The sequence below is a fragment of the Streptomyces sp. ActVer genome (assembly GCF_027270795.1).
Taxonomy (GTDB): domain Bacteria; phylum Actinomycetota; class Actinomycetes; order Streptomycetales; family Streptomycetaceae; genus Streptomyces; species Streptomyces umbrinus_A.
In genome coordinates, this window is sequence record NZ_JAPWHT010000158.1 from 1 (window position 1) to 20,935 (window position 20,935).

General features: G+C 69.9%; 20 protein-coding genes and 2 pseudogenes. 12 read left to right on the forward strand and 10 right to left on the reverse strand.

Annotated elements, in window-relative coordinates; genetic code table 11:
• The 4 genes and pseudogenes from O3Q52_RS24915 to O3Q52_RS24930 form a co-directional block, all read right to left on the reverse strand.
• Nucleotides 1-345 (reverse strand): annotated as a pseudogene (locus O3Q52_RS24915) (hypothetical protein); the annotation flags it as partial.
• A 19-nt stretch (nucleotides 346-364) separates the two neighbouring features.
• Nucleotides 365-1,093: a hypothetical protein gene (locus O3Q52_RS24920; protein WP_269650977.1), complete on the reverse strand. Its 729-nt coding sequence runs from the start codon at nucleotides 1,091-1,093 to the stop codon at nucleotides 365-367.
• A gap of 66 nt (nucleotides 1,094-1,159) precedes the next feature.
• A complete protein-coding gene (locus tag O3Q52_RS24925; RefSeq protein ID WP_055614510.1) occupies nucleotides 1,160-1,684 on the reverse strand; it encodes a phage tail protein in 525 nt (174 codons plus the stop codon).
• A 56-nt stretch (nucleotides 1,685-1,740) separates the two neighbouring features.
• Complete coding sequence (locus O3Q52_RS24930; protein WP_269650978.1) at nucleotides 1,741-3,606, reverse strand: phage tail sheath C-terminal domain-containing protein; 1,866 nt, start codon at nucleotides 3,604-3,606, stop codon at nucleotides 1,741-1,743.
• A gap of 374 nt (nucleotides 3,607-3,980) precedes the next feature.
• Here O3Q52_RS24930 and O3Q52_RS24935 point away from each other — a divergent pair, with 374 nt between their 5' ends.
• Nucleotides 3,981-4,403, forward strand: a complete 423-nt coding sequence (locus O3Q52_RS24935) for a YchJ family protein (RefSeq protein WP_269650979.1) — start codon at nucleotides 3,981-3,983, stop codon at nucleotides 4,401-4,403.
• A 129-nt stretch (nucleotides 4,404-4,532) separates the two neighbouring features.
• On the opposite strand, the gene O3Q52_RS24940 is transcribed toward O3Q52_RS24935, so the two are convergent.
• Nucleotides 4,533-5,240 carry a FadR/GntR family transcriptional regulator gene (locus O3Q52_RS24940; protein ID WP_269650980.1) on the reverse strand — a complete coding sequence of 236 codons (708 nt, stop codon included), beginning with the start codon at nucleotides 5,238-5,240 and terminating at the stop codon, nucleotides 4,533-4,535.
• A gap of 184 nt (nucleotides 5,241-5,424) precedes the next feature.
• Here O3Q52_RS24940 and O3Q52_RS24945 point away from each other — a divergent pair, with 184 nt between their 5' ends.
• The 4 genes from O3Q52_RS24945 to O3Q52_RS24960 all read left to right on the forward strand — a co-directional run bounded on the left by O3Q52_RS24945 (nucleotide 5,425) and on the right by O3Q52_RS24960 (nucleotide 9,283).
• Complete coding sequence (locus O3Q52_RS24945; protein ID WP_269650981.1) at nucleotides 5,425-5,934, forward strand: gluconokinase; 510 nt, start codon at nucleotides 5,425-5,427, stop codon at nucleotides 5,932-5,934.
• A 62-nt stretch (nucleotides 5,935-5,996) separates the two neighbouring features.
• On the forward strand, nucleotides 5,997-7,394 hold the full coding sequence (locus O3Q52_RS24950) for a gluconate:H+ symporter (protein ID WP_269650982.1): 1,398 nt from the start codon (nucleotides 5,997-5,999) through the stop codon (nucleotides 7,392-7,394).
• 25 nt (nucleotides 7,395-7,419) lie between these two features.
• Entirely contained in the window at nucleotides 7,420-8,178 is a 759-nt protein-coding gene (locus tag O3Q52_RS24955; protein ID WP_269650983.1) for an SDR family oxidoreductase, read from the forward strand.
• 70 nt (nucleotides 8,179-8,248) lie between these two features.
• Entirely contained in the window at nucleotides 8,249-9,283 is a 1,035-nt protein-coding gene (locus O3Q52_RS24960; RefSeq protein ID WP_269650984.1) for an L-idonate 5-dehydrogenase, read from the forward strand.
• A gap of 116 nt (nucleotides 9,284-9,399) precedes the next feature.
• On the opposite strand, the gene O3Q52_RS24965 is transcribed toward O3Q52_RS24960, so the two are convergent.
• From O3Q52_RS24965 to O3Q52_RS24985, 5 genes are all read right to left on the reverse strand, one after another.
• Entirely contained in the window at nucleotides 9,400-10,065 is a 666-nt protein-coding gene (locus O3Q52_RS24965) for a cytochrome b/b6 domain-containing protein (protein WP_269650985.1), read from the reverse strand.
• Nucleotides 10,052-10,723, reverse strand: a complete 672-nt coding sequence (locus tag O3Q52_RS24970) for a molybdopterin-dependent oxidoreductase (protein WP_269650994.1) — start codon at nucleotides 10,721-10,723, stop codon at nucleotides 10,052-10,054. Before O3Q52_RS24970 ends, O3Q52_RS24965 begins: the two co-directional genes overlap by 14 nt.
• A 239-nt stretch (nucleotides 10,724-10,962) precedes the next feature.
• On the reverse strand, nucleotides 10,963-12,528 hold the full coding sequence (locus O3Q52_RS24975; protein WP_269650986.1) for an APC family permease: 1,566 nt from the start codon (nucleotides 12,526-12,528) through the stop codon (nucleotides 10,963-10,965).
• 63 nt (nucleotides 12,529-12,591) lie between these two features.
• Entirely contained in the window at nucleotides 12,592-13,542 is a 951-nt protein-coding gene (locus O3Q52_RS24980) for a hypothetical protein (protein WP_269650987.1), read from the reverse strand.
• Nucleotides 13,543-13,742: 200 nt separating this feature from the next.
• Complete coding sequence (locus O3Q52_RS24985) at nucleotides 13,743-15,398, reverse strand: FAD-binding dehydrogenase (protein WP_269650988.1); 1,656 nt, start codon at nucleotides 15,396-15,398, stop codon at nucleotides 13,743-13,745.
• A 151-nt stretch (nucleotides 15,399-15,549) separates the two neighbouring features.
• Here O3Q52_RS24985 and O3Q52_RS24990 point away from each other — a divergent pair, with 151 nt between their 5' ends.
• From O3Q52_RS24990 to O3Q52_RS25020, 7 genes and pseudogenes are all read left to right on the forward strand, one after another.
• Nucleotides 15,550-16,437, forward strand: coding sequence for a DMT family transporter (locus O3Q52_RS24990; protein ID WP_269650989.1), 888 nt, complete (start codon nucleotides 15,550-15,552; stop codon nucleotides 16,435-16,437).
• On the forward strand, nucleotides 16,434-16,949 hold the full coding sequence (locus O3Q52_RS24995; protein ID WP_269650990.1) for an NUDIX domain-containing protein: 516 nt from the start codon (nucleotides 16,434-16,436) through the stop codon (nucleotides 16,947-16,949). The genes O3Q52_RS24990 and O3Q52_RS24995 overlap by 4 nt, the downstream gene beginning before the upstream one ends.
• Nucleotides 16,950-17,307: 358 nt before the next feature.
• Nucleotides 17,308-17,700 carry a YidH family protein gene (locus O3Q52_RS25000; RefSeq protein WP_055616239.1) on the forward strand — a complete coding sequence of 131 codons (393 nt, stop codon included), beginning with the start codon at nucleotides 17,308-17,310 and terminating at the stop codon, nucleotides 17,698-17,700.
• A complete protein-coding gene (locus O3Q52_RS25005; RefSeq protein ID WP_269650991.1) occupies nucleotides 17,700-18,020 on the forward strand; it encodes a DUF202 domain-containing protein in 321 nt (106 codons plus the stop codon). The genes O3Q52_RS25000 and O3Q52_RS25005 overlap by 1 nt, the downstream gene beginning before the upstream one ends.
• Before the next feature lie 127 nt (nucleotides 18,021-18,147).
• Nucleotides 18,148-18,434, forward strand: a pseudogene (locus O3Q52_RS25010) (hypothetical protein).
• A 166-nt stretch (nucleotides 18,435-18,600) separates the two neighbouring features.
• Nucleotides 18,601-19,623 carry a phosphotransferase family protein gene (locus O3Q52_RS25015; RefSeq protein WP_269650992.1) on the forward strand — a complete coding sequence of 341 codons (1,023 nt, stop codon included), beginning with the start codon at nucleotides 18,601-18,603 and terminating at the stop codon, nucleotides 19,621-19,623.
• Nucleotides 19,624-19,629: 6 nt separating this feature from the next.
• The gene (locus O3Q52_RS25020) at nucleotides 19,630-20,844 is read left to right on the forward strand and encodes an acyl-CoA dehydrogenase family protein (protein ID WP_269650993.1); all 1,215 of its coding nucleotides are present in this window, start codon (nucleotides 19,630-19,632) and stop codon (nucleotides 20,842-20,844) included.
• Nucleotides 20,845-20,935: the final 91 nt, after the last annotated feature.

A 20,935-nucleotide genomic window follows, 5' to 3' on the forward strand; every position in this document is an offset into this window, starting at 1 on the left:
GGGCAGGTCCCGCGCCACGGACCGGGGCCCGGGGGTGTCCGACAGCGCCCGCTCGGGCCGTACGACGGTCCGCTCGCGCTCAGTGCGGAACTGGACCTCGCGGAACGCCGGGCGCGCCAAGTCGCCGTCGGACGTGGGTGATGGGGCGGAGGTCGGCCACAGCGGCTCGGCCGTCTCCGGCTCCTGTGCGCCGGCCCGTACCGCCTCGACCCGTTCGAAGGGTCCGGCGAGCCGCGGGCGTACGCGCGCCACGCCGGGTCGCGGCGCGGCGGCCGGGGTGTGCCGGGCGAGCAGCCGGTCGAAGAAGTCGGGCGCCCGGGACTCCCCCACGTCCCCCTCGTTCACGGGGTGCCCTCCCACGGAGTCAGACATCCGCACACAGCTCCAGGTAGTAGCGGCGCCGCAGCGGGCTGAGCGCCAGGATCTCCGGCTCGCTCCAGCCGTACGCGGTGGCGAGCAGATGGACGTCGAGGAGCACGTCCCGTGCCCAGGCGTCCAGTTCGGTCCACAGGTAGGAGGCGATGTCGAGCTCGGCGCGGGTGGCCGCTCCGCACTCGGGGCAGTTGACGTTGAGCGTGACGTCGGCGCCCGGGTCGGCCTCCTGGGCCGCCTCGGCGAGCCGTCGCTGCACCGTCTCGGGCAGCGCCTCGGCGGGGACGTCCACCCCGCCACGCACCGCCGAGACGACGCAACGGGCAAGCAGCGCCCGCCGTGGATCCGGGTGCCGGGCGGCCGCCGTCAGGTCGGCGACGCCCGGCACCCGGAACTCGATCTCCCAGCCGTCCTCGGCGACTTGTACCGAGGACTCGGCGGGAGCGCCTGTCGACCGGGCCAACTCCCCGGCGTCCAGATCGAATTCCATGTCCTCGGCGCAGGCCGAGCAGACGAGGCGCACCTGCATCCGCTCGCCGAACAGGGCCCGGCGCAGGGCGAAGAGGTCCGCCTCCCGCTCGCCGACGGGCAGCGTGGACAGCGTCTCGCCGCCGGTGTCGGGGCGTGCGGCGCGGTGCAGCAGCAGGGCGCGTCCGGACGGGGCCTGGGCAAGCCCGGTCTCCCAGGTGGTGAGTAGTTCAGCCGCCCGAGTGTTCGTCATGCCCGCCCCCGTTCCGTACCCGCCCCGCCGCCCCCGCGGCCCATCTGTCGTTCAACTCGCCACCGTTCAGGCGGGGTTGAGGAAAGAGGGCTCCTCCGGCTCGGGCACCTCGTAGTCCCGCTCCCAGCCCTCGCACTCCAGCTTCAGCGACTGGATGGCCACCGCGTTGGCGTTGGCGTCCAGCTCGCCGAGTACCTGGTACTCGCTCGGCCAGGTCCGGTAGAGCTTGTGCGAGACTGCGACCTGACCGGCCTCGTTGAGGACCTGGATGACGATGTCCTTGCGGAAGTCGGCGAGGGACACCTCGGAGCCGAGACCGGCCCCGACCTGCCAGACCTTGTTGGCCCAGCGGTCGAACTCGGGGTCGTGCGTGACCCCCCGCTCCAGGGTGATGCCCTCGAACTCCGAGCGCCCCGGCGACTTGCGCGGGGAGCTGGGGTCGCCGCCGTGCCGGTGCTTGACGACCTCGGTGGTCCGCTTCAGCGGACTGATCTTGCTGATGCCCGCGACCGTACGACCGTCCCACAGCACAAGGAACTTGAAGTTCTTGTACGGGTCGAAGCGCTGGGCGTTGACAGTGAACTCAGCCATCGGTTTCCTTCACGTTCTCCGTCGTCGATCTCAGAACTCGAACTCGGAGTTCGAACTCAGAGCTCGAACTGCCCGGACGTCTGCTGGATCCTGACGATCACGAACTCGGCGGGCCTGACCGGCGCGATGCCGACCAGGACGTTCACGACGCCGTTCGCGATGTCCTCGTCCGTCGTGGTGTCGTGGTCGCACTTGACGAAGTACGCCTCGCGCGGCGTGCCGCCCTTGAAGGCGCCCTGACGGAACAGCGTGTGCAGGTACGAGGAGGCGCCGAGGCGGATCTGCTGCCACAGGTTTTCGTCGTTGGGCTCGAACACGACCCACTGCAGGCCGCGTTGGAGGCTCTCCTCCACGTGCAGGGCGAGCCGCCGCACGGGCACGTACTTCCACTCGCTGTCGAGCGCGTCGGAGCCCTCAAGGGTGCGCGCGCCCCACACGAGCGGGCCCACCATCGGCATGGTGCGCAGGCAGTTGACGCCGAGCGGGTTGAGCAGCCCGGTCTCGCGGTCGGTGAGGTTGACCGTGAGGGAGTGCACGCCCGCGAGCCGCGCCTCGGTGCCGGCGGGCGCCTTCCACACCCCGCGCTCGGAGTCCGTGCGCGCGTAGACCCCGGCGACGGCACCGGACGGCGGGAAGGAGCGCAGCCGCCCGGTGAGCGGGTCGGTGAGCTGGAGGTGGGGGAAGTAGAGGCCCGCGTGGTTGCCGCGTACGGCGTCGTAGGCCGCGAGTCCGGCGCGGGCGGTGTCCACGCTGACCCAGGTGCCGGGCGCGTCGACGAGGAGGAAGATCCGCCGCTCCTGGCAGAGCCGCTGGGCCGCCGAGACGACCGTGACGGCGTCCTCGGTGGACTCGTACGCCGCGAGTTCGGGCAGGACGAGCAGGTTGACGTCCGCGACGCCGCGCAGCGCCTGGATGCCGGTCTTGTCGGCCTCGCTGCCGATGAGGTCGCGCGGTCCGGGCGCCTCGCCGTCCTCGCCGCCCTCCAGCGGGAAGACGGGCGGGTTGACGGAGGCCTCAAGACCGAGGTCGTTGGCGCACTCGCCGACGAAACGGACGACGTCCTCGGGGTCGGCGGAGCCCGCGACGACCTGGAGGCGCTTGCCGAAGGCGGTTACCTCGGCGCCCGCGAAGGCGTGCTTGCCGGGCGCGTCGGGCAGCGCCCGCAGCTTGCGTTCGAGCAGCAGCGCCAACTCGGCCACGCTGGAGGGGGCTTCGCCGTCGCAGTCGGGGTCGTACAGCGTGAACTCGCGCTCGACCTCGCCGATCTTTACGGTCAAGTCGACGGCCAGGTCCGGGAGTTCGTGCCCGAACGGCTTGGAGACGGTGCCGGACGGGTCGGGGCGGCCCTCGCCCACTGCTTCGACGCGGATGAGCCGCGACCCCGCGTTGATCACGGTCGGCGCGTGCCGGCCGTGCGAGGCGTCCATGGACAGACCGGTGAAGCTCTCGCGGGCCTCGCCCTTGGCGTCGTACACCCTCAGGTTGAACGTTTCGTCCGGGCAGGGCGTGTCGTAGTCGACGGCCACGCGCAGGCCGTTGCCCCACACGCCCGGCTCCTTGGCGTGCACTTCGAGGACCGGGCTCTCGCTGTGGCCCTCGGTGGACTCCAGGGTGACGCAGGCGGCCTTTCCGCTGCCCGCCTTGGCGACGCGGACGATCACGGCGACGGTGCCGCCGTTGCCGAAGAACTGGTGCACGGCGTAGCCGACGGCGCTCTGCGAACTCAGGCCGCCGAAGCGGCGCTCGAACTCGGTGAAGCTCGTGACGCGCACCGGCTCGTTCAGCGGGCCGCGCCGGGTGTGCCCCACGAAGGCGGTCACCGAGGTGGTGACGGTCGAGATGGTCCGGGCGCTGCTGGGAAGCTCTTCGACGTAGACGCCGGGATACGTCGGCCTGGCAGTGTTCACCGCGCTCATCGGCATTCCCCCTCCTAATCCGTTCTCGGGCACCGGGTGAAAGGCACCAAGAGGCGGCAGAGGGAGACGTCTCGTTCACGGCGCACGCGGAGGTCTCCGGACACGCGTGAGCGCACCGGACCGCGGCACCGCATCAGCTTTCCCCCGTCAGTGCCCCGGTCGGACGGCCGTCCGGGGTCAAGCAGCACGCTTGTGACTCCTGATGCTCAAGTGCTCAATCCACCGTGCTGTGTGGGCAGTTGCGTATGCAAGGCAGGTTCACGCCACGCCTGGAGGAGGTTCGATGAAGAGCACAGTGCACAGCTCGCACACGAAGTACTCGTGTCGGGGCACCTGATTCACGGATTCCCCACAGGCCGTGGTGCAGCAGAATGGAGCGCATGTCCCGACGCACCTCGCAATCCCGCAACCAGCGCCGTTCCGCCCCCGCGCACAACCCCTCCTGCCCTTGCGGTCTTGCGGAGACGTACGAAAAGTGCTGTGGCCGATTTCATCGGGGTCGGGCCACGGCCCCCACCGCCGAGGCACTGATGCGCTCGCGCTACTGCGCATTCGTGAAGCGCGACGAGGCGTACCTGCTGCGGACCTGGCATCCGCGCACCCGCCCGGCCCGCCTCGAACTCGACCCGGGCATGCACTGGACCGGCCTGGAGATCCTCGCCACAAGCGAGGGCACGGCGTTCCACACGACCGGAACGGTGACCTTCCGGGCGTCGTACACAGGGGGCTCACTCCACGAGCGCAGCCGCTTCGAGCGGGTGGACGGGGCGTGGGTGTACGTGGACGGAGACATCAGCGAGTAGCCCCGGCGAGGCCGCGTCATCGGCGCCCCGACAGGGGCGCGGGGCTGTGCCCCGTAAGGGGCGCGGGGAACTGCGCGCTCAGCCCCAACGCACCCGCAGCCGAACAACACGCGTCCGAACCCCAGAAGTTCAGGCCTCCGGACTAAGAACATCCAGTTCCTGAAGCGCACCCACGACGATCTCCCGCGTCAACTGCTCCGCCCGGACCGCGTCACCCCCACGGATCGCCTCGGCGACCTGAACGTGAAGCGTGACGGCCGCGGGGTCGGGGTCCTCGAACATGACCTGATGGTGAGTACGGCCGGCGAGAACCTCGGCAACCACGTCACCGAGCCGCGCGAACATCTCGTTGCCGGAGGCGTTGAGCACGATCCGGTGGAAGGCCACGTCGTGGACGAGGTAACCCTCCAGCTTGTGGCCACGCGAGTTGGCCACCATGCCGAGGGCGCACTCGGTGAGCTCGGCACACTGCTCGGCCGTGGCGTGCTTGGCGGCGAGCCCCGCCGCGACCGGCTCGACGGCACACCGCAGCACGGTCAGCGAGCGCAACTGCCGGGGCCGGTCGGCGCCCGCCAGCCGCCACCGGATGACCTGGGGATCGTAGACATTCCACTCGTTCGCGGGACGTACGGTGACGCCGACCCGGCGACGGGACTCCACGAGGTGCATCGACTCCAGGACCCGGACGGCCTCGCGCATCACCGAGCGTGACACCTCGAAACGCTGCGCCAGCTCGTCGGTGCGCAGCACGCTGCCCGGCGGGTACTCACCCGCGGTGATGGCGGGACCGAGGCTCTCCAGTACATGGCCGTGCAGCCCCCGGCCCGGTGTGCTCATGAGGTTCAGCCTACGAGGCGGACAGCGGGAACAAAAAGTCAGACTTATGCGTCACAGACTCTTGAATTCATCTGACCTATGGGTTTCAGTGTCGTGACGGATGCGGCACCTGACGTACATCCGGCATCCAGATGTCGACACCGGGAAGCCGAATCCGGGTGTCGAAGAAGACAGCGAGGCAGTGATGAGCACCCCCCACGTCGTCGTGGTCATGGGAGTGGCAGGCACGGGCAAGACCACCATCGGTCCCCTGCTCGCCCAGCGGCTCGGCGTTCCCTACGCCGAGGGCGACGACTTCCACCCCGAGGCCAACATCGCCAAGATGACGGCCGGGACACCGCTGACCGACGAGGACCGCTGGCCCTGGCTCGACGCCATCGGCGCCTGGGCGCACGGTCGGGCCGGCCTCGGCGGCGTGGTCAGCAGTTCCGCACTGAAGCGCAGCTACCGCGACCGGCTCAGGTCGGCCGCTCCCGGAGTCGTCTTCGTCCACCTCACGGGCGACCGGGAGCTCATCGAGGACCGGATGACGCACCGCCAGGGCCACTTCATGCCGACGGCGCTCCTGGACTCCCAGTTCGCCACCCTCCAGCCGCTCCAGGCGGACGAGACGGGTGTCGCGGTGGATGTCTCCGGCAGCCCCGAGGAGATCACCGACCGGGCCGTGACCGCGCTGCGCGGCCTCGACGGGTAACTCCCGCAGCCCTCGCTCAATCCCACCCCCACAGTCCTCCCCTCCCCTCAAGGAAAACCACCGTGACCAGACTCAGTGTCGAGATGCTGGCAGCGGACCCCGTCGAGCCGATCACCTCGGCGGGCCACGCTCAACTGGGCATCGCAGTACTGGCGGGCATAGCCGTCATCGTCCTGCTCATCACCAAGTTCAGGCTCCACGCCTTCCTCGCCCTGACCATCGGGTCGCTGGCGCTCGGCGCCTTCGCCGGAGCGCCCCTCGACAAGGCGATCATCAGCTTCTCGGCCGGTCTCGGTTCGACCGTCGCGGGTGTGGGCGTCCTGATCGCGCTGGGCGCGATCCTCGGCAAGCTGCTCGCGGACTCCGGCGGCGCCGACCAGATCGTCGACACGATCCTCGCCAAGGCGGGCGGACGCTCGATGCCGTGGGCGATGGTCCTGATCGCCTCGGTGATCGGACTGCCGCTGTTCTTCGAGGTCGGCATCGTGCTGCTCATCCCGGTCGTCCTGATGGTCGCCAAGCGCGGCAACTACTCGCTGATGCGCATCGGCATCCCGGCGCTCGCGGGTCTGTCCGTGATGCACGGGCTGATCCCGCCGCACCCCGGCCCGCTGGTCGCGATCGACGCGGTCAAGGCGAACCTCGGCGTCACCCTCGCCCTCGGCATCCTGGTCGCCATCCCGACCGTGATCATCGCGGGCCCGGTCTTCTCCAAGTACGCGGCCCGCTGGGTGGACGTCCCGGCGCCGGAGAAGATGATCCCGCAGCGCGCCTCCGAGGACCTGGAGAAGCGCCCCGGCTTCGGCGTCACCATCGCCACCGTGATGCTGCCGGTCGTGCTGATGCTGGCCAAGGCGCTGGTGGACATCGTCATCGACGACCCCGAGAACATGGTGCAGCGCGTCTTCGACGTGATCGGCTCGCCGCTGATCGCCCTGCTCGCGGCCGTGCTCGTCGCCATCTTCACCCTGGGCCGCGCGGCCGGGTTCACCAAGGACCGGATCTCCTCGACCGTCGAGAAGTCCCTCGGCCCGATCGCGGGCATCCTGCTGATCGTCGGCGCGGGCGGTGGCTTCAAGCAGACGCTGATCGACTCCGGCGTGGGCCAGATGATCCTGGACATATCCAAGGACTGGTCGATACCCGCGCTGCTGCTCGCCTGGCTGATCGCGGTGGCGATCCGGCTCGCGACCGGTTCCGCGACCGTCGCCACCATCTCGGCGGCCGGTCTCGTGGCCCCGCTCGCGGCCGACATGTCGACCACGCACGCCTCGCTGCTCGTGCTGGCCATCGGCGCCGGTTCACTGTTCTTCTCCCACGTGAACGACGCCGGGTTCTGGCTGGTCAAGGAGTACTTCGGCCTCAGTGTCGGCCAGACCATCAAGACCTGGTCGGTCATGGAGACCATCATCTCGGTGGTCGCCGGAGGCCTGGTCCTCCTGCTGTCCCTAGTGATCTAGCTCGAAACCCGGGAGTAGTACGGCGATGACTCACCCTCTCTTCGACATCAGCGGCCGTACGGCACTGGTCACCGGGTCCAGCCGGGGCATCGGCCTCGCACTGGCCCGGGGCCTGGCGGAGGCCGGCTGCACGGTGGTCCTGAACGGCCGCGACACCGACCGGCTCACCAAGGCCGCCGCGGAACTGCCGGGCGACATCCACACGGCCGCCTTCGACGTGACCGACGGCCCGTCGGTGGCAGCCGGGATAGCGGACGTCGAGGAGCGGGTGGGCCCGCTGGACATCCTCGTCAACAACGCCGGAATGCAACTCCGAGCCCCACTCCTGGAGTTCGCCGACGCCGACTGGCACCGCATCCTGAACACCAACCTCACCAGCGCCTTCCTCGTGGGCCGCGAGGCCGCCCGCGGCATGACCGCGCGCGGACACGGCAAGATCGTCAACATCTGCTCCCTGCAGAGCGAGGTGGTACGGCCCGGGATCGCGCCGTACGCCGCCACCAAGGGCGCACTGAAGATGCTGACCAAGGGCATGTGCGCCGACTGGGGGCCGCACGGCGTCCAGGTGAACGGCCTCGGCCCCGGCTACATCGAGACCGAACTGACCCAACCCCTCGTGGACGACCCGGAGTTCAGCGCCTGGGTCCGCCGAAGGACCCCGGCCGGCCGCTGGGGCCGTACGGAGGACCTGGTCGGCGGAGTCCTGTTCCTCGCCTCCCCCGCGGCGGACTTCGTCAGCGGACAGGTGCTGTACGTGGACGGCGGTATGACCAGCGTTCTCTGAGTTCTCCGAACGTGACTCTCAGGACATGAGCTCTCCGAAAGTCCGAAGTTCCCCGAAAGGGTGTGTGCTGATGCTCGGTTGCGTGATCCACGGCCAGGACGACCTGCGCGTGGACGAACTCCCGGTCCCCTCCCCCGGCCCCGGCGAGGCCCTCGTCGCCGTGCGCTACGGCGGAGTGTGCGGATCCGACCTCCACTACTGGCGGCACGGCGGAGTGGGCGACTTCCGCCTCCGCGAGCCGATGGTCCTCGGCCACGAGGTGGTCGGGACGGTACTCCTCTACGGTGACGGCACGTCAGGCCCCGCCCCCGGTACGCCCGTTGCCGTGCACCCGGCGACACCCTGCGGGGTCTGCCCCGAGTGCTCCGACGGCCGCCGGAACGTGTGCCGCGACACCCGCTACCTCGGCAGCGCGGCCCGCACGCCCCACGTCCAGGGCGGTTTCGCGGCCCAGGTCGTCGTCCCCGCCGAGCAGTTGCGTACGATCCCCGCCGGACTCCCCCTCCGCCGGGCCGCGTTGGCAGAGCCTCTCTCCGTCGCACTCCACGCGGTACGACGCGCCGGAGACGTGACCGGCAAGCACGTACTGGTCACCGGTGCCGGCCCCATCGGCTGCCTGGTGGTGGCGGCGGCGAAGGCGGCAGGGGCCGCACGCGTCACGGTCACGGACCTGCTCCCACGCGCCCTGGAGTACGCAGTCGCGGCAGGGGCGGACGAGGCCCTGCGCGCGGACGACCCGTCCGCTCCCACCTGGCCCTTCGAGGTGGACGCGGCCATCGAGGCCTCGGGCGTCGCCGCCGGCCTCGACACCTGCCTCCGCCTCGTGCGCCGTGGCGGGGTCGTGGTCCAACTCGGCATGCTGCCCCCCGGCCAGTCCCCCTTCGCGGGCAACCTCGTCGTCAGCCGGGAGATCGAACTCCGAGGAGCCTTCCGCTTCGACACGGAGTTCGACGACGCCCTCACGCTCCTCGCCCGAGAGCCCCGCTTCGACCACTTGGTCAGCGCGGTGGTCCCCCTCAGCGAGGCCGAATCGGCCTTCACCCTGGCGGCAAACCGAGCAGAGTCCTGCAAGGTCCTCCTGGACTTCGGAATTCCTGAAGGCTGACAACTCGTCGGGCAATCGCGCCCTTTTAGGGGCGCGGGGAACTGCGCGACCAGCCACATCCGGCCCGCACCTGCCGAACGACCGTCACCAAGCCGCCCAACCGCCGGAGGCCTCCGCTAGGGACGCCAGAGCGGATGCTCCTCCTCCGCCCACTCCTTGCTGACCGACCCCGTCCGGAGCCCCCGCCGAGCCTCCGGACGGGCCATGGCCATCCCGATGTGCCCCGCAAGAACCAGCCCAATGGTCAGAGCTAGCCAGTCATGCACGAAGGTCGCACTCGTGCGCCACACAAGCGGCGCAAGATGCGTGAACCACATCAACAACCCGGTCCCGAGCATGACGAGAACGGCCCCGGCGATCCACGCCGCGTACACCTTCTGCCCGGCGTTGAACTTCCCGGCCGGCCGCGACTCGGGCCGGGCGTCACGCCGAAGTGCCGCCCGCAGCCACACCCCGTCGTGCGGCCCGAACCGATTGAGCAGCCGCAGGTCCTTCCGGAAGGCCCGCGAGACGAGCCCGGCCAGAACAGGCACCGGCAACAACAGCCCCGACCACTCGTGCAGCCGTACAACCAGCTCGCGCCGCCCCACGAGTTCGGCGAGCTGCGGCAGGTACAGACAGGCCGCGGTCGCCACGCACACCCCCATCAACACGGCCGTCACCCGGTGCACCCACCGCTCGGCGGGCGCGAACCGCGGCACCCGCACCGCACCCGCGAAACGCTCCCCGGTGTCCGGCGCCCGGTCGGGCGCCCCAGGAGCCTCGGTCTCAGGTCGCGTCATCGTCACGTCCGTTCGAGCGGCCCACCCACGCGTCCACGTCGTACCCCCGGTCCTCCCAGTAGCCGGGCCGGACGTCCGACGTGAGAGTGATGCCGGAGAGCCACTTCGCGGACTTGTAGAAGTACATGGGGGCGACATAGAGACGGACGGGACCACCATGCGAATGGGTCAGATCCTTGTCCTGCATACGCAGAGCGACGAGGACGTCGGCACGGCGGGCCTGGGCCAGGGTCAGGCTCTCCGAGTACGCACCGTCGAAGCATGTGAACCGCACCGCCCCGGCAGAGGAGCGCACCCCCGCGGCGTCCAGCAACTGGGACAGTCGTACGCCTTCGAAGGGCGTGTCGGGCACTCTCCACCCCGTGACGCACTGGACGTCGCGGACCATCCGGGTCTGCGGCAGGGCACGCAGATCGGCCAGCGTGTACGTGGCCGGGTGGTCGACCAGGCCGTCGATCTTGAGGCGGTAGGTGTCCTCGTTCTTGCGCGGGACGGACGAGGTGACCGAGTAGTAGCGGAAGCCGCCGCCATTGGGGAGCAGGCCGGTCAGCCCGGTCGGGTCCTTGTCCGCGGCGCCGCCGAGGAAGGACTCCAGGCCTCTCTGGAGCGTGGGCGCGGCGGCCACGCCGAGTGCGCCGAGCCCGAGCATGCCGAGCATGAGCCGCCGCCCCACGGGGGTGCCGTTCCCCTCCGGATCCGAAGCAGTCCGTTGTTCCGTGTTCACGTATTGATTCGAACACCCTCGGCCCCCGGAAGCCAGGGGCCAAGGGTGTCCGTCAGAGTTCCGTAATCACTTCTTACGGCTTTCTCAGAAGCGCGGCGCCCACGAACCGAGTGCCGTGAGCGAGTGCCCACGGGCAGGACACCTGTCAGCGGAGCGCCCGGCCGCCCAGCCGCTCACCCGTCGGCCCCGGCCGCCTTCTCCAGCTGGAACGCCTCGTTGCCGAGCCCGATCCTGGCGTGCGCCTCGGGCTTGCGGGCCCGCAGGTAGAGGCCCTGGAGGATGCCCGCCACGGCGGCCAGCACGATGATGCCGGGCAGCACCCAGCTCAGCGAGGAGTCGGGGCCCGCGCCCACGAGGACGTCGAAGTCCTTGACGGTGTAGACGGCGATGACGAGCAGCGAGACACCGGCGATCACGGAGGCCACGAGGCGCCAGGCCTGGGCTCCCGCGGCGCCCCGGCGGGTGAAGAACACGACGACGGAGAGCGAGGCCGCGGCCATGAGCACGATCACGCCGAGGGCGCCGACGTTGCCCATCCAGGTGAACAGCTGCAGCACGGGCGCGGTCGGGTCGCCGGTCGGCTTGTCGTCGGCGACGGCGAACGCCCCGACGACCACCACGGCGATGACGGTCTGCAGCAGCGATCCGGTGCCGGGCGCGCCGCTCGCACCCGTGGTCTTGCCGAACACCGAGGGCAGCAGGCCCTCGCGCCCCATGGCGAAGGCGTACCGCGCGACGACGTTGTGGAAGCTGAGCATGGCCGCGAACATGCCGGTCACGAACAGCACATGGAGCACATCGGTGAACGTCCCGCCGAGCCGTTCGTCGGTGAGGAAGAACAGGAGTCCGGCGCTCTGCTTCTGGGAGGTGCCCACGATCGCGGAGGGCCCCGCGGCGACGGTCAGCGCCCAGGAGCTGATCGCGAAGAAGACGGCGACGAAGCCGATGGCGAGGAACATCACGCGCGGGACCAGGATGTGCGGGCGGCTGGTCTCCTCCGCGTACACGGGGGCCTGCTCGAAGCCGAGGAACGCGGCGATGCAGAAGCACAGGGCGGTGCCGAGGCCGGCCCCGCTGAGGGTGTCGGGGTTGAAGGCGTGCAGCGACAGGCCCTCCTTGGCGGGGTCGGCGACGGCCGCGACGTCGAAGATGACGACGAGCGCGACCTCGATGACCAGCAGCACGCCGAGCACCCGCGCGTTCACGTCGATCTTCAGCCAGCCGAGCGCTCCGACGACGAGGGCGGCCACCAACGCCGGTATCCACCAGGCGACTTCGACCTCGAGATAGGTGGCGAAGAGGCCGGACACCTCGAAGCCGAAGATGCCGTAGATGCCGATCTGCAGCGCGTTGTAGGCGACGAGCGCGACCGCCGCGGCACCCGATCCGGCGGTGCCGCCGAGGCCCCGGGAGATGTACGCGTAGAAGGCGCCCGCGTTGTGGACGTGGCGGCTCATCTCGGCGTACCCGACGCTGAAGAGGACGAGCACGATGCCGAGAAGGACGAAGAGCAGCGGCTGGCCGACGATGCCCATCACCGCGAATGTGGTGGGCATGACACCCGCGACCACCATGAGCGGGGCGGTCGCCGCGAGGACGGAGAGCAGCAGGCCCCCCGTGCCGAGCCGGTCGGAACGCAGGGCGCGGTCCTGGCCCTTGAAGGTGCTGATGCCGCTGTCGGCGGCGGCCTGTCTGCTCGTGCTCGACGCACTTGAGGTTTGCGAACTGCCCGTCGTCATGGCGGGATTGTCCTTTCGGATGCTTCGGACGCTTCGGTGGCTACGGTGTTCAGGAGCGTTTGTTCACACCGTGCCGAGCACGCTGTCGCGTGCGGCACGGAAGGCTTTGTGCGGATCGCGGTCCGGATACGACCACGGCACCGGGGTCGCGTACGGTCCGATGCGATGGAAGAGGGCGGCCGCCTCGGCGCCACGGCCCTCGCAGAACTTGGCGTGGGCAAGGAAGTTGAGGTCGATCTGGCTGCGCGGATGGTCGTCGCGCTCCCACTCCAGCCACCAGTCGAAGGCGGCCTTCATCACCTGGCGGGCCCGGCGCCCGACCCAGTGCCCGGAGGCCACGGGATCGGCGGGCTCGATGCCGGCGGCGGCCAGAACACGATAGCGCTCGGCGTGCGCGACGACGGGGAGGATGGCCAACGGCGAGTCGGCGGGGGCCTGTTCGGCCGACCAGGTCGCGAAGTCGTAGACCTCGTGCAGCGGGTCCTGCCCGGCGTCAGGTCTTCGCTCGGCGAGCCGGGCCACCATCAGATGGTGGGCGTGGTGGTGGTCGGCGTACCGGTGCCGCACCTCGTCGAAGAGCTGGACCACGTCCTGCTCACCCCCGAGCACGCGCTCCAGCATCAGCAGCCCGAGCCAGGGCGTGGGGTCGGCGGGCAGCAGTCCGGCCGCGACACGACAGGCCTCGCGCGCCCGGGCGGGCTTGTCCTTGCCGTTCAGGGCGCGCTGCACGGTGGCGAGGGCGAGCAGCACGGAGGCGTCGCCCGACTCGGGCTCGGCGACCAGCCAGTCGCGGGCCCAGGCCTGGGTGCTGGACTCCTGGGCGAGGGTGGTGACGCGGTGACCGCGGCGGTCCCAGTCGTCGCCGGTCTCGACGAGCAGACCGCGTACGGCTGTCCACCGGCCCTGGGCCAACGCGGCGCGGGCGGCGACGAGTTCGGCGTCGTCGAGCGCGGCGTCGAAGGGCTGGGCCGCGCGCTTGCGACCGCGTCCCAGGGGTGGTGGGGGTGGAGACACCGCGGAACTTCCTCACACGACGCGGTAATGCAGTGGGCATTTTGTGCAACCGGTTGACATTTACCGGAGGTTGGATTCTGTCAGGGGCCAATTACGGACAGCCAACCCCCAGCCAATGGTTCACGTCAAGCCCGGACAGTGCTTTACACGCGTCAACAACCTGTCGGCGGCCCCCAGTTGAGGCCGCCGTCACCCCACCGTCAGCCGACGGCCTTCGCGGCGGCCCGCCCCGCCGCACGCCCCGAAAAGAGACATCCGCCGAGGAACGTCCCTTCCAGGGACCGGTATCCGTGCACTCCGCCACCGCCGAACCCGGCCGCCTCCCCCGCCGCGTACACCCCGGACAGCGGGTCACCGCCCTCGGTGAGCACCTGGGACGAGAGGTCGGTCTCCAGACCGCCGAGCGTCTTGCGGGTCAGAATATTGAGCCGTACGGCGATGAGCGGCCCGGCCTTGGGGTCGAGGATGCGGTGCGGAGCGGCCGTCCGGATCAGCTTGTCGCCGAGATAGGCGCGTGCCCCGCGAACGGCCGTGACCTGGAGATCCTTGGTGAACGGGTTGGCGATCTCCCGGTCGCGCGCGGTGATCTCCTGCCGCAGCGCCGCCTCGTCGATGAGCGACTCCTTGGTGAGCGCGTTCATGCCCCGCACCAGCGCACCAAGATCCTTCTCCACCACGAAATCGACGCCCTTGTCCATGAACGCCTGCACCGGCCCCGGCACATCGGCCCGCGCCCGCTGGAACACGCCCTTGACGGACTTGCCCGTCAGATCGGGGTTCTGCTCCGAGCCCGAGAGCGCGAACTCCTTGCCGATGATCTTCTGGTCGAGCACGAACCACGTGTAGTCGTACCCGGTCCTCATGATGTGTTCGAGCGTGCCGAGGGTGTCGAAGCCGGGGAAGAGCGGGACCGGCAGCCGCTTGCCGCGCGCGTCCAGCCACAACGACGACGGCCCGGGCAGGATGCGGATGCCGTGCTTCTCCCAGATGGGATTCCAGTTCTGGATGCCCTCGGTGTAGTGCCACATGCGGTCGCGGTTGATGAGACGCGCGCCCGCGCCCTCCGCGATGCCGAGCATCTCACCGTCCACATGCGCGGGCACACCGGAGATCATCCGCTCGGGCGGAGCACCCAGCCGCGCGGGCCAGTTGGCACGCACGAGGTCGTGATTGCCGCCGATGCCACCCGACGTGACGATCACCGCCTGGGCCTTGAACTCGAAGGCCCCGCTCACGGCACGGCCACTCGCCTGGCCCCGCAGGATGTCCGACGGCTCAAGCACCTCACCGCTCACGGTGTCGATGTCACCCGCGCTCCGCGACAGCCCGGTGACCCGATGCCGGAACTTGAGCTGTACGAGCCCACGGGCAACCCCCGCCCGCACCCGCCGCTCGAAAGGCGCGACAAGCCCCGGCCCCGTACCCCACGTGATGTGGAACCGAGGCACGGAATTGCCATGCCCATTGGCGTCGTATCCGCCCCGCTCCGCCCACCCCACCACGGGAAACCATCGAACGCCCTGCTTGTGCAGCCAGGACCGCTTCTCGCCGGCCGCGAAGTCGACGTACGCCTCGGCCCACTTCCGGGGCCAGTGGTCCTCCGGGCGGTCGAAGCCCGCGGTGCCCATCCAGTCCTGGAGGGCCAGCGCGTGGTTGTCCTTGATCCGCATCCGGCGCTGCTCGGGAGAATCCACGAAGAAGAGCCCGCCGAACGACCAGTGCGCCTGGCCGCCGATCGACTGCTCCGGCTCCTGGTCGAGAAGGATCACCTTGCGCCCCGCGTCGACGAGCTCCGCGGTCGCCGCGAGCCCGGCCAGGCCCGCCCCGATCACGATCACATCTGCGTCGTACGCCATGAGCAGTGCCTCCTCGGCCTTGTTACTGGTCGGTCAGATCCTTGGGCAACGGAGTGACCCAGTCAACTGCCGGGTTCCGCGGACTCGGGCTACAGTCGGTCGATACCCGCACCCCGCCCCGCCACCGTCCGAAATCCCCGAGGTACGCAGCGTGTCGGTTCTGGTTCTCCTCCTCTCCGTCGGCGCGGCCTGCTGTCTCGGATTCGGTTTCGTCCTCCAGCAGAACGCCGCCTCGCACGCTCCGCTGCGCGACTTCCTCTCCCCCCGCCTGCTCCTCGACCTGGTGCGGGTGCCTCGCTGGCTGGGCGGCATCGGACTGATGGTCGTCGGCATGGTGCTCGGCGCGATCGCCCTCGCGAACGGCGAGATCTCCCTCGTCGAACCACTGCTTGCGACGAACCTGGTATTTGCACTCGTACTCTCCCGCCGACAGACCCGACAGCCGCTCGGACGACAGGGCTGGGCCGGACTCCTCCTGCTGGCGGGCGGCGTGACGGCGTTCATCGTGGCCGGCCAGCCCCAGGGCGGCGACGCCCGCACGGACCCGTTCCGCCAGTGGCTGATCATCGGCGTGGTACTGGGACTCGCCCTGCTCCTCACCACCTACGCCAAGCGATCCCTGCTGAGCGCCGGACCGGTACTCCTCGGTGTGGCCGCCGGACTCCTCTACGGCGTCCAGGACGCCCTCACCCGCGTGAGCGGCCAGCGCTTCTCCGACGGCGACTGGATCGCGCTGGCCACGGGATGGCAGGTCTACGGGGTCATAGCGCTCGGAATCACGGGGCTCGTACTGGTCCAGAGCGCGTTCGAGACGGCACCCCTGCGAATGTCACTGCCCGCACTCACCGCCGCGCAGCCGCTCGCCGGTATCGCCTGCGGAGTGGGCTTCCTCGGAGACCGGCTCCGCACCGACGCGGGCGCTCTGACCTGGGAGGTCCTGGGCCTCGCCGGGATCGTGGTCGGCGTAGTGCTGCTGGGCATGCACCCCGCGATGCCGAGCGGCGCGGCACCCAAGGAACGAGTCCGGGTCCAGGTATGAGTTCGGCCGACGAGATCCTGGACATCGTCGACGAACACGACGAGGTCGTAGGGCAGGCCAGGCGCGGAGACGCATACGCCCAGGGGATGCGGCACCGCTGCGCGTTCATCCAGGTCAAGGACGCCCAAGGCCGCCTCTTCATCCACCGGCGCACACCGACCAAGCTGGTGTTCCCCTCCCTGTACGACGTGTTCGTGGGCGGAGTCGTGGGCGCGGGCGAGACGTACGACGAAGCGGCGCTCCGGGAGGCCGAGGAGGAACTAGGCGTCTCCGGGCTCCCACGCCCGACCTTCCTCTTCAAGTTCCTGTACGACGACGGAGCCGGGAAGTCCTGGTGGTCGGCGGTCTACGAGGTGCTCTGCGAGCTACCGGTGAAGCCCCAGGCCGAAGAGGTCGCCTGGCACGCCTTCCTCCCGGAGGCGGAGGTCCGACGCCGCTTGACGGAGTGGGAGTGGGTACCGGACGGCCTGGCAGCGTATTCGCGGCTGCGGGCTTTGCGGGAACGGGGTTGAGTCTCACCTGCGGGTAAGTGGGGGCTGATCGCGCAGTTCCCCGCGCCCCTGGGTGGGAGAGGGCTGAGGTCGGCGTATATCCGCGGGCTCGTCGCGGCCGAGCGCGCAGTTCCCCGCGCCCCCGGGTGGGAGGGGGCGGGGGTGGTGGCCGTCGGTCCCCACCGGGTCGCAGACGCCGACGCGCGCGGGGCGGCGCCGTGCCGGTATGTCAACGTTCGCGACGTACGGCTCCCGCCGGCAACGCCCACCATGAAACTCAGGGCAGTACGCCCAGCAGTCGCGAACGTGACATACCGGCACGGCCCCGCCCCACCCACCGGCAACAGGCGACACCCCGGCCATGGGTAAGGTCCTGCAGGTGATCGAATTCAGGCGGAACATCCAGTTGTGGTTCGCACCTGAGCGGATCAAGGAGGACGGCCGCACACCGGACTACCGCTTCTCCCTCGCGAACGAGCGGACGTTTCTGGCATGGCTGCGGACCTCACTCGCACTGATCGGCGGCGGCTTCGCCGTGGACCAGTTCCTTCCCGACCTGCGGTGGGCCTGGCGGGCCGGCCTGGCGCTCGGACTGCTCGGCGCCGGCGTGCTCTGCGCACTACGGGCCGTGAACCACTGGGTCCGCTGCGAGCAGGCGATGCGAAGAGGCGAGGACCTCCCGGTGTCCCGGTTTCCCGCACTGCTGAGCATCGGCGTGGCCATCGTGGCCGTCGCCATGGTCGTGGTGGTGCTGTTCGGCTGGGAAGGGTGATGGACTCCCACCAGGACGACCGGGACCCCGGGCTGCAACCGGAACGCACACGGCTGGCATGGCGGCGTACGACCCTGGCCGGGACCGTCGCGACCGTGCTGGCCGTGAAGGCGGCGCTGAACAACGGGCCGGACGTGGCAGGCATCGCGGTGGCCGCGCTCTCCTGCGGGCTGTGGCTTGGATTCCTCGCCGTGGCACACCGAAGGATCCGCGTACTGGCCGAAGGCGGCGAACCAACCACGCTCACACCGAGGCACGCCGTCACCGCCGTTCTCTGCACGGTCGCACTGGCGGCATGCGCGGTGGCCCTGGTCCTCTGAGGCGCCCCGCCCGCTCGCCCCCCCGAGGCATCCGGCCAACACGCATGCCATTTTGTACAGATATGCGGCTTTTACCTGGCTAGCCTGACCGGCGTCACACTCCGCACCCCCCCCGAAGGCGAGCACCATGACCACCCTCCACCAGGAACACACCGCCCACGAGCACGCCCACGGCCCGGACTGCGGGCACGCCGAGGTACCGCACGTCGACTACGCGCACGACGGGCACCTGCACCGGCAGCACTCGGGGCACTGGGACGAGTGCGAGCCGGCGGGCACGTGGCTCACGCGGCACACAGCCACGAGCACGGCAAGGACTGCGGACACCCGGCCGTGACGCACGGCGACCACGTGGACTACGTTCATGACGGTCATCGCCACGCCCAGCACGACGGGCACTGGGACGACCACTAGGCGACCGCCGGGCACGAAAGAAGGAACCCCCCGAGTCGTAACCGACGACTCGGGGGGTTCTTCGCGACCGAGACGCCAATCACGTTTCGCCCCCGCACTGGACTGCATACCGACCGGTCGGCATCATGTGGGGAAGCCCCGATTTCCGGCGTACGGAGGAAACACGATGAGTTCAGACCACCCGCCAGGTCTCGATCTCGACCGGCTGCGCGGCCTGCTCGACGCCGAGCGGCCCGGACTGGTCGACGGCCCGTTGACCGGCCGGCTGATCGAGGGCGGACGGTCGAACCTCACGTACGCGGTGACGGACGGCACCTCGAAGTGGGTGGTACGCCGCCCCCCGCTGGGCCACGTCCTGGCGACCGCACACGACATGAAGCGCGAGCACCGGGTGATCAGCGCGCTGTACCCGACGGCCGTACCCGTACCACGCACACGCCTGCTGTGCGAAGACGTGGAGGTGCTCGGCGCACCGTTCTACGTCATGGACTTCGTGGAGGGCACGCCCTACCGGACCGCCGAGCAGCTCGCCCCGCTCGGCCCGGAGCGCACGCGCGGCGCGGTGCTCGGCCTGGTGGACACGCTGGTCGAGCTGCACGCGGTGGACCCCGCCGAGGTGGGCCTCGCCGACTTCGGCCGCCCCGAGGGCTTCCTCGACCGGCAACTCCGGCGCTGGGGCAAGCAGTTGGACGCCTCCCGGAACCGCGACCTGGCAGGGATCGACGAGCTGCACGCAGCGCTGGGCCGCGAGCTGCCGCACTCCCCCACGGCCACGGTCGTGCACGGCGACTACCGCCTCGACAACGTGCTGATCGGCGAGGACGACGAGATCAAGGCGATCCTCGACTGGGAGATGTCCACGCTGGGTGATCCGCTGACCGACCTGGGGCTGCTGGTGATGTACAGCATCCCGCTCGGGATGCCCGACTCGCCGGTCTCCACGACGGCCAGGGCCGCCGGGCATCCGGAGCCGGCGGAGCTGATCGAGCGGTACGCCGCGCGCTCGGGGCGCGACGTGTCCGCCGTCTCCTGGTACACGGCGTTCGCGTGGTTCAAGCTCGCCGTGATCCTGGAGGGCATCCACTACCGCTACACACTCGGCCAGACCGTCGGCGCGGGCTTCGACCGCATCGGCGACCTGGTTCCCGTCTTCATCGAGCACGGCCTGACCACTCTTCAGGAAGGCTGACCGGCCATGGACTTCGCATTCGACGCACGCACCGAGGAGCTGCGCACCAAGCTTCTCGCCTTCATGGACGAGTACGTCTACCCGGCGGAGGCGGTCGCTCACGAGCAGCGCGAGCAGCTCGCCTCTCCGTGGGACACCCCGGCCGTGGTGGAGGAGTTGAAGGCGGAGGCCCGCCGCCAGGGCCTGTGGAACCTCTTCCTCCCGGACTCCGAGTACGGGGCCGGGCTGACGAACCTCCAGTACGCGCCGCTCGCCGAAATCACGGGCCGTTCCCCGCAGTTGGCGCCGACCGCGCTGAACTGCGCGGCGCCGGACACCGGCAACATGGAGGTGCTCACGCAGTTCGGCGACGATCAGCAGAAGAAGCAGTGGCTGGAGCCGCTGCTCGCCGGTGAGATCCGTTCGGCGTTCGCGATGACCGAGCCGGAGGTGGCCTCGTCCGACGCCACGAACATCACGACGCTGATCGAGAGGGACGGCGACGAGTACGTCGTGTCCGGCCGCAAGTGGTACATCTCCGGTGCGATGAACCCGGACTGCAAGATCTTCATCGTGATGGGCAAGACGGATCCCGACGGGTCGGACATCCGCCGCCAGCAGTCGATGGTGCTGGTGCCGCGGGACACGCCCGGTGTGGAGGTACGTCGTGCGATGCAGGTGTACGGGTACGAGGACCACTCCCACGGCGGTCACGCCGAGGTGGTGTTCCACGGGGCGCGGGTTCCGGCCTCGAACCTCATCGGTGAGGAGGGCGGCGGCTTCGCCATCGCGCAGGCGCGGCTGGGGCCGGGCCGGATCCACCACTGCATGCGGCTGATCGGCATGGCCGAGCGGGCGATCGAGCTGATGTGCCGACGGGCGGTGTCCCGTACGGCGTTCGGCAAGTCGCTGGCCCAGCAGGGGGTCGTGCACAACTGGATCGCGGACGCGCGGGTGGCTGTCGAGCAGTTGCGTCTGCTCGTGCTCAAGACGGCCTGGATGATGGACACGGTCGGCAACAAGGGTGCTCACACCGAGATCCAGGCCATCAAGATCGCCACGCCTCGTACGGTCGTCGACATCATCGACAAGGCGGTCCAGCTGCACGGCGCCGGTGGAGTCAGCCAGGACTTCCCCCTCGCCGAACTCTGGGCCGGCGCGCGCACCTTGAAACTCGCCGATGGTCCGGACGAGGTCCACCAGCGGTCACTGGCGCGCCGAGAACTGAAGCGGTACGTCTGACCCGTAAAAGACTGCGCAGTTCCCCGCGCCCCTGAAAGGGGGCGCGGGGGACTGCGCGACCAGCCACGACGAACCCGCACGCACGCCACCA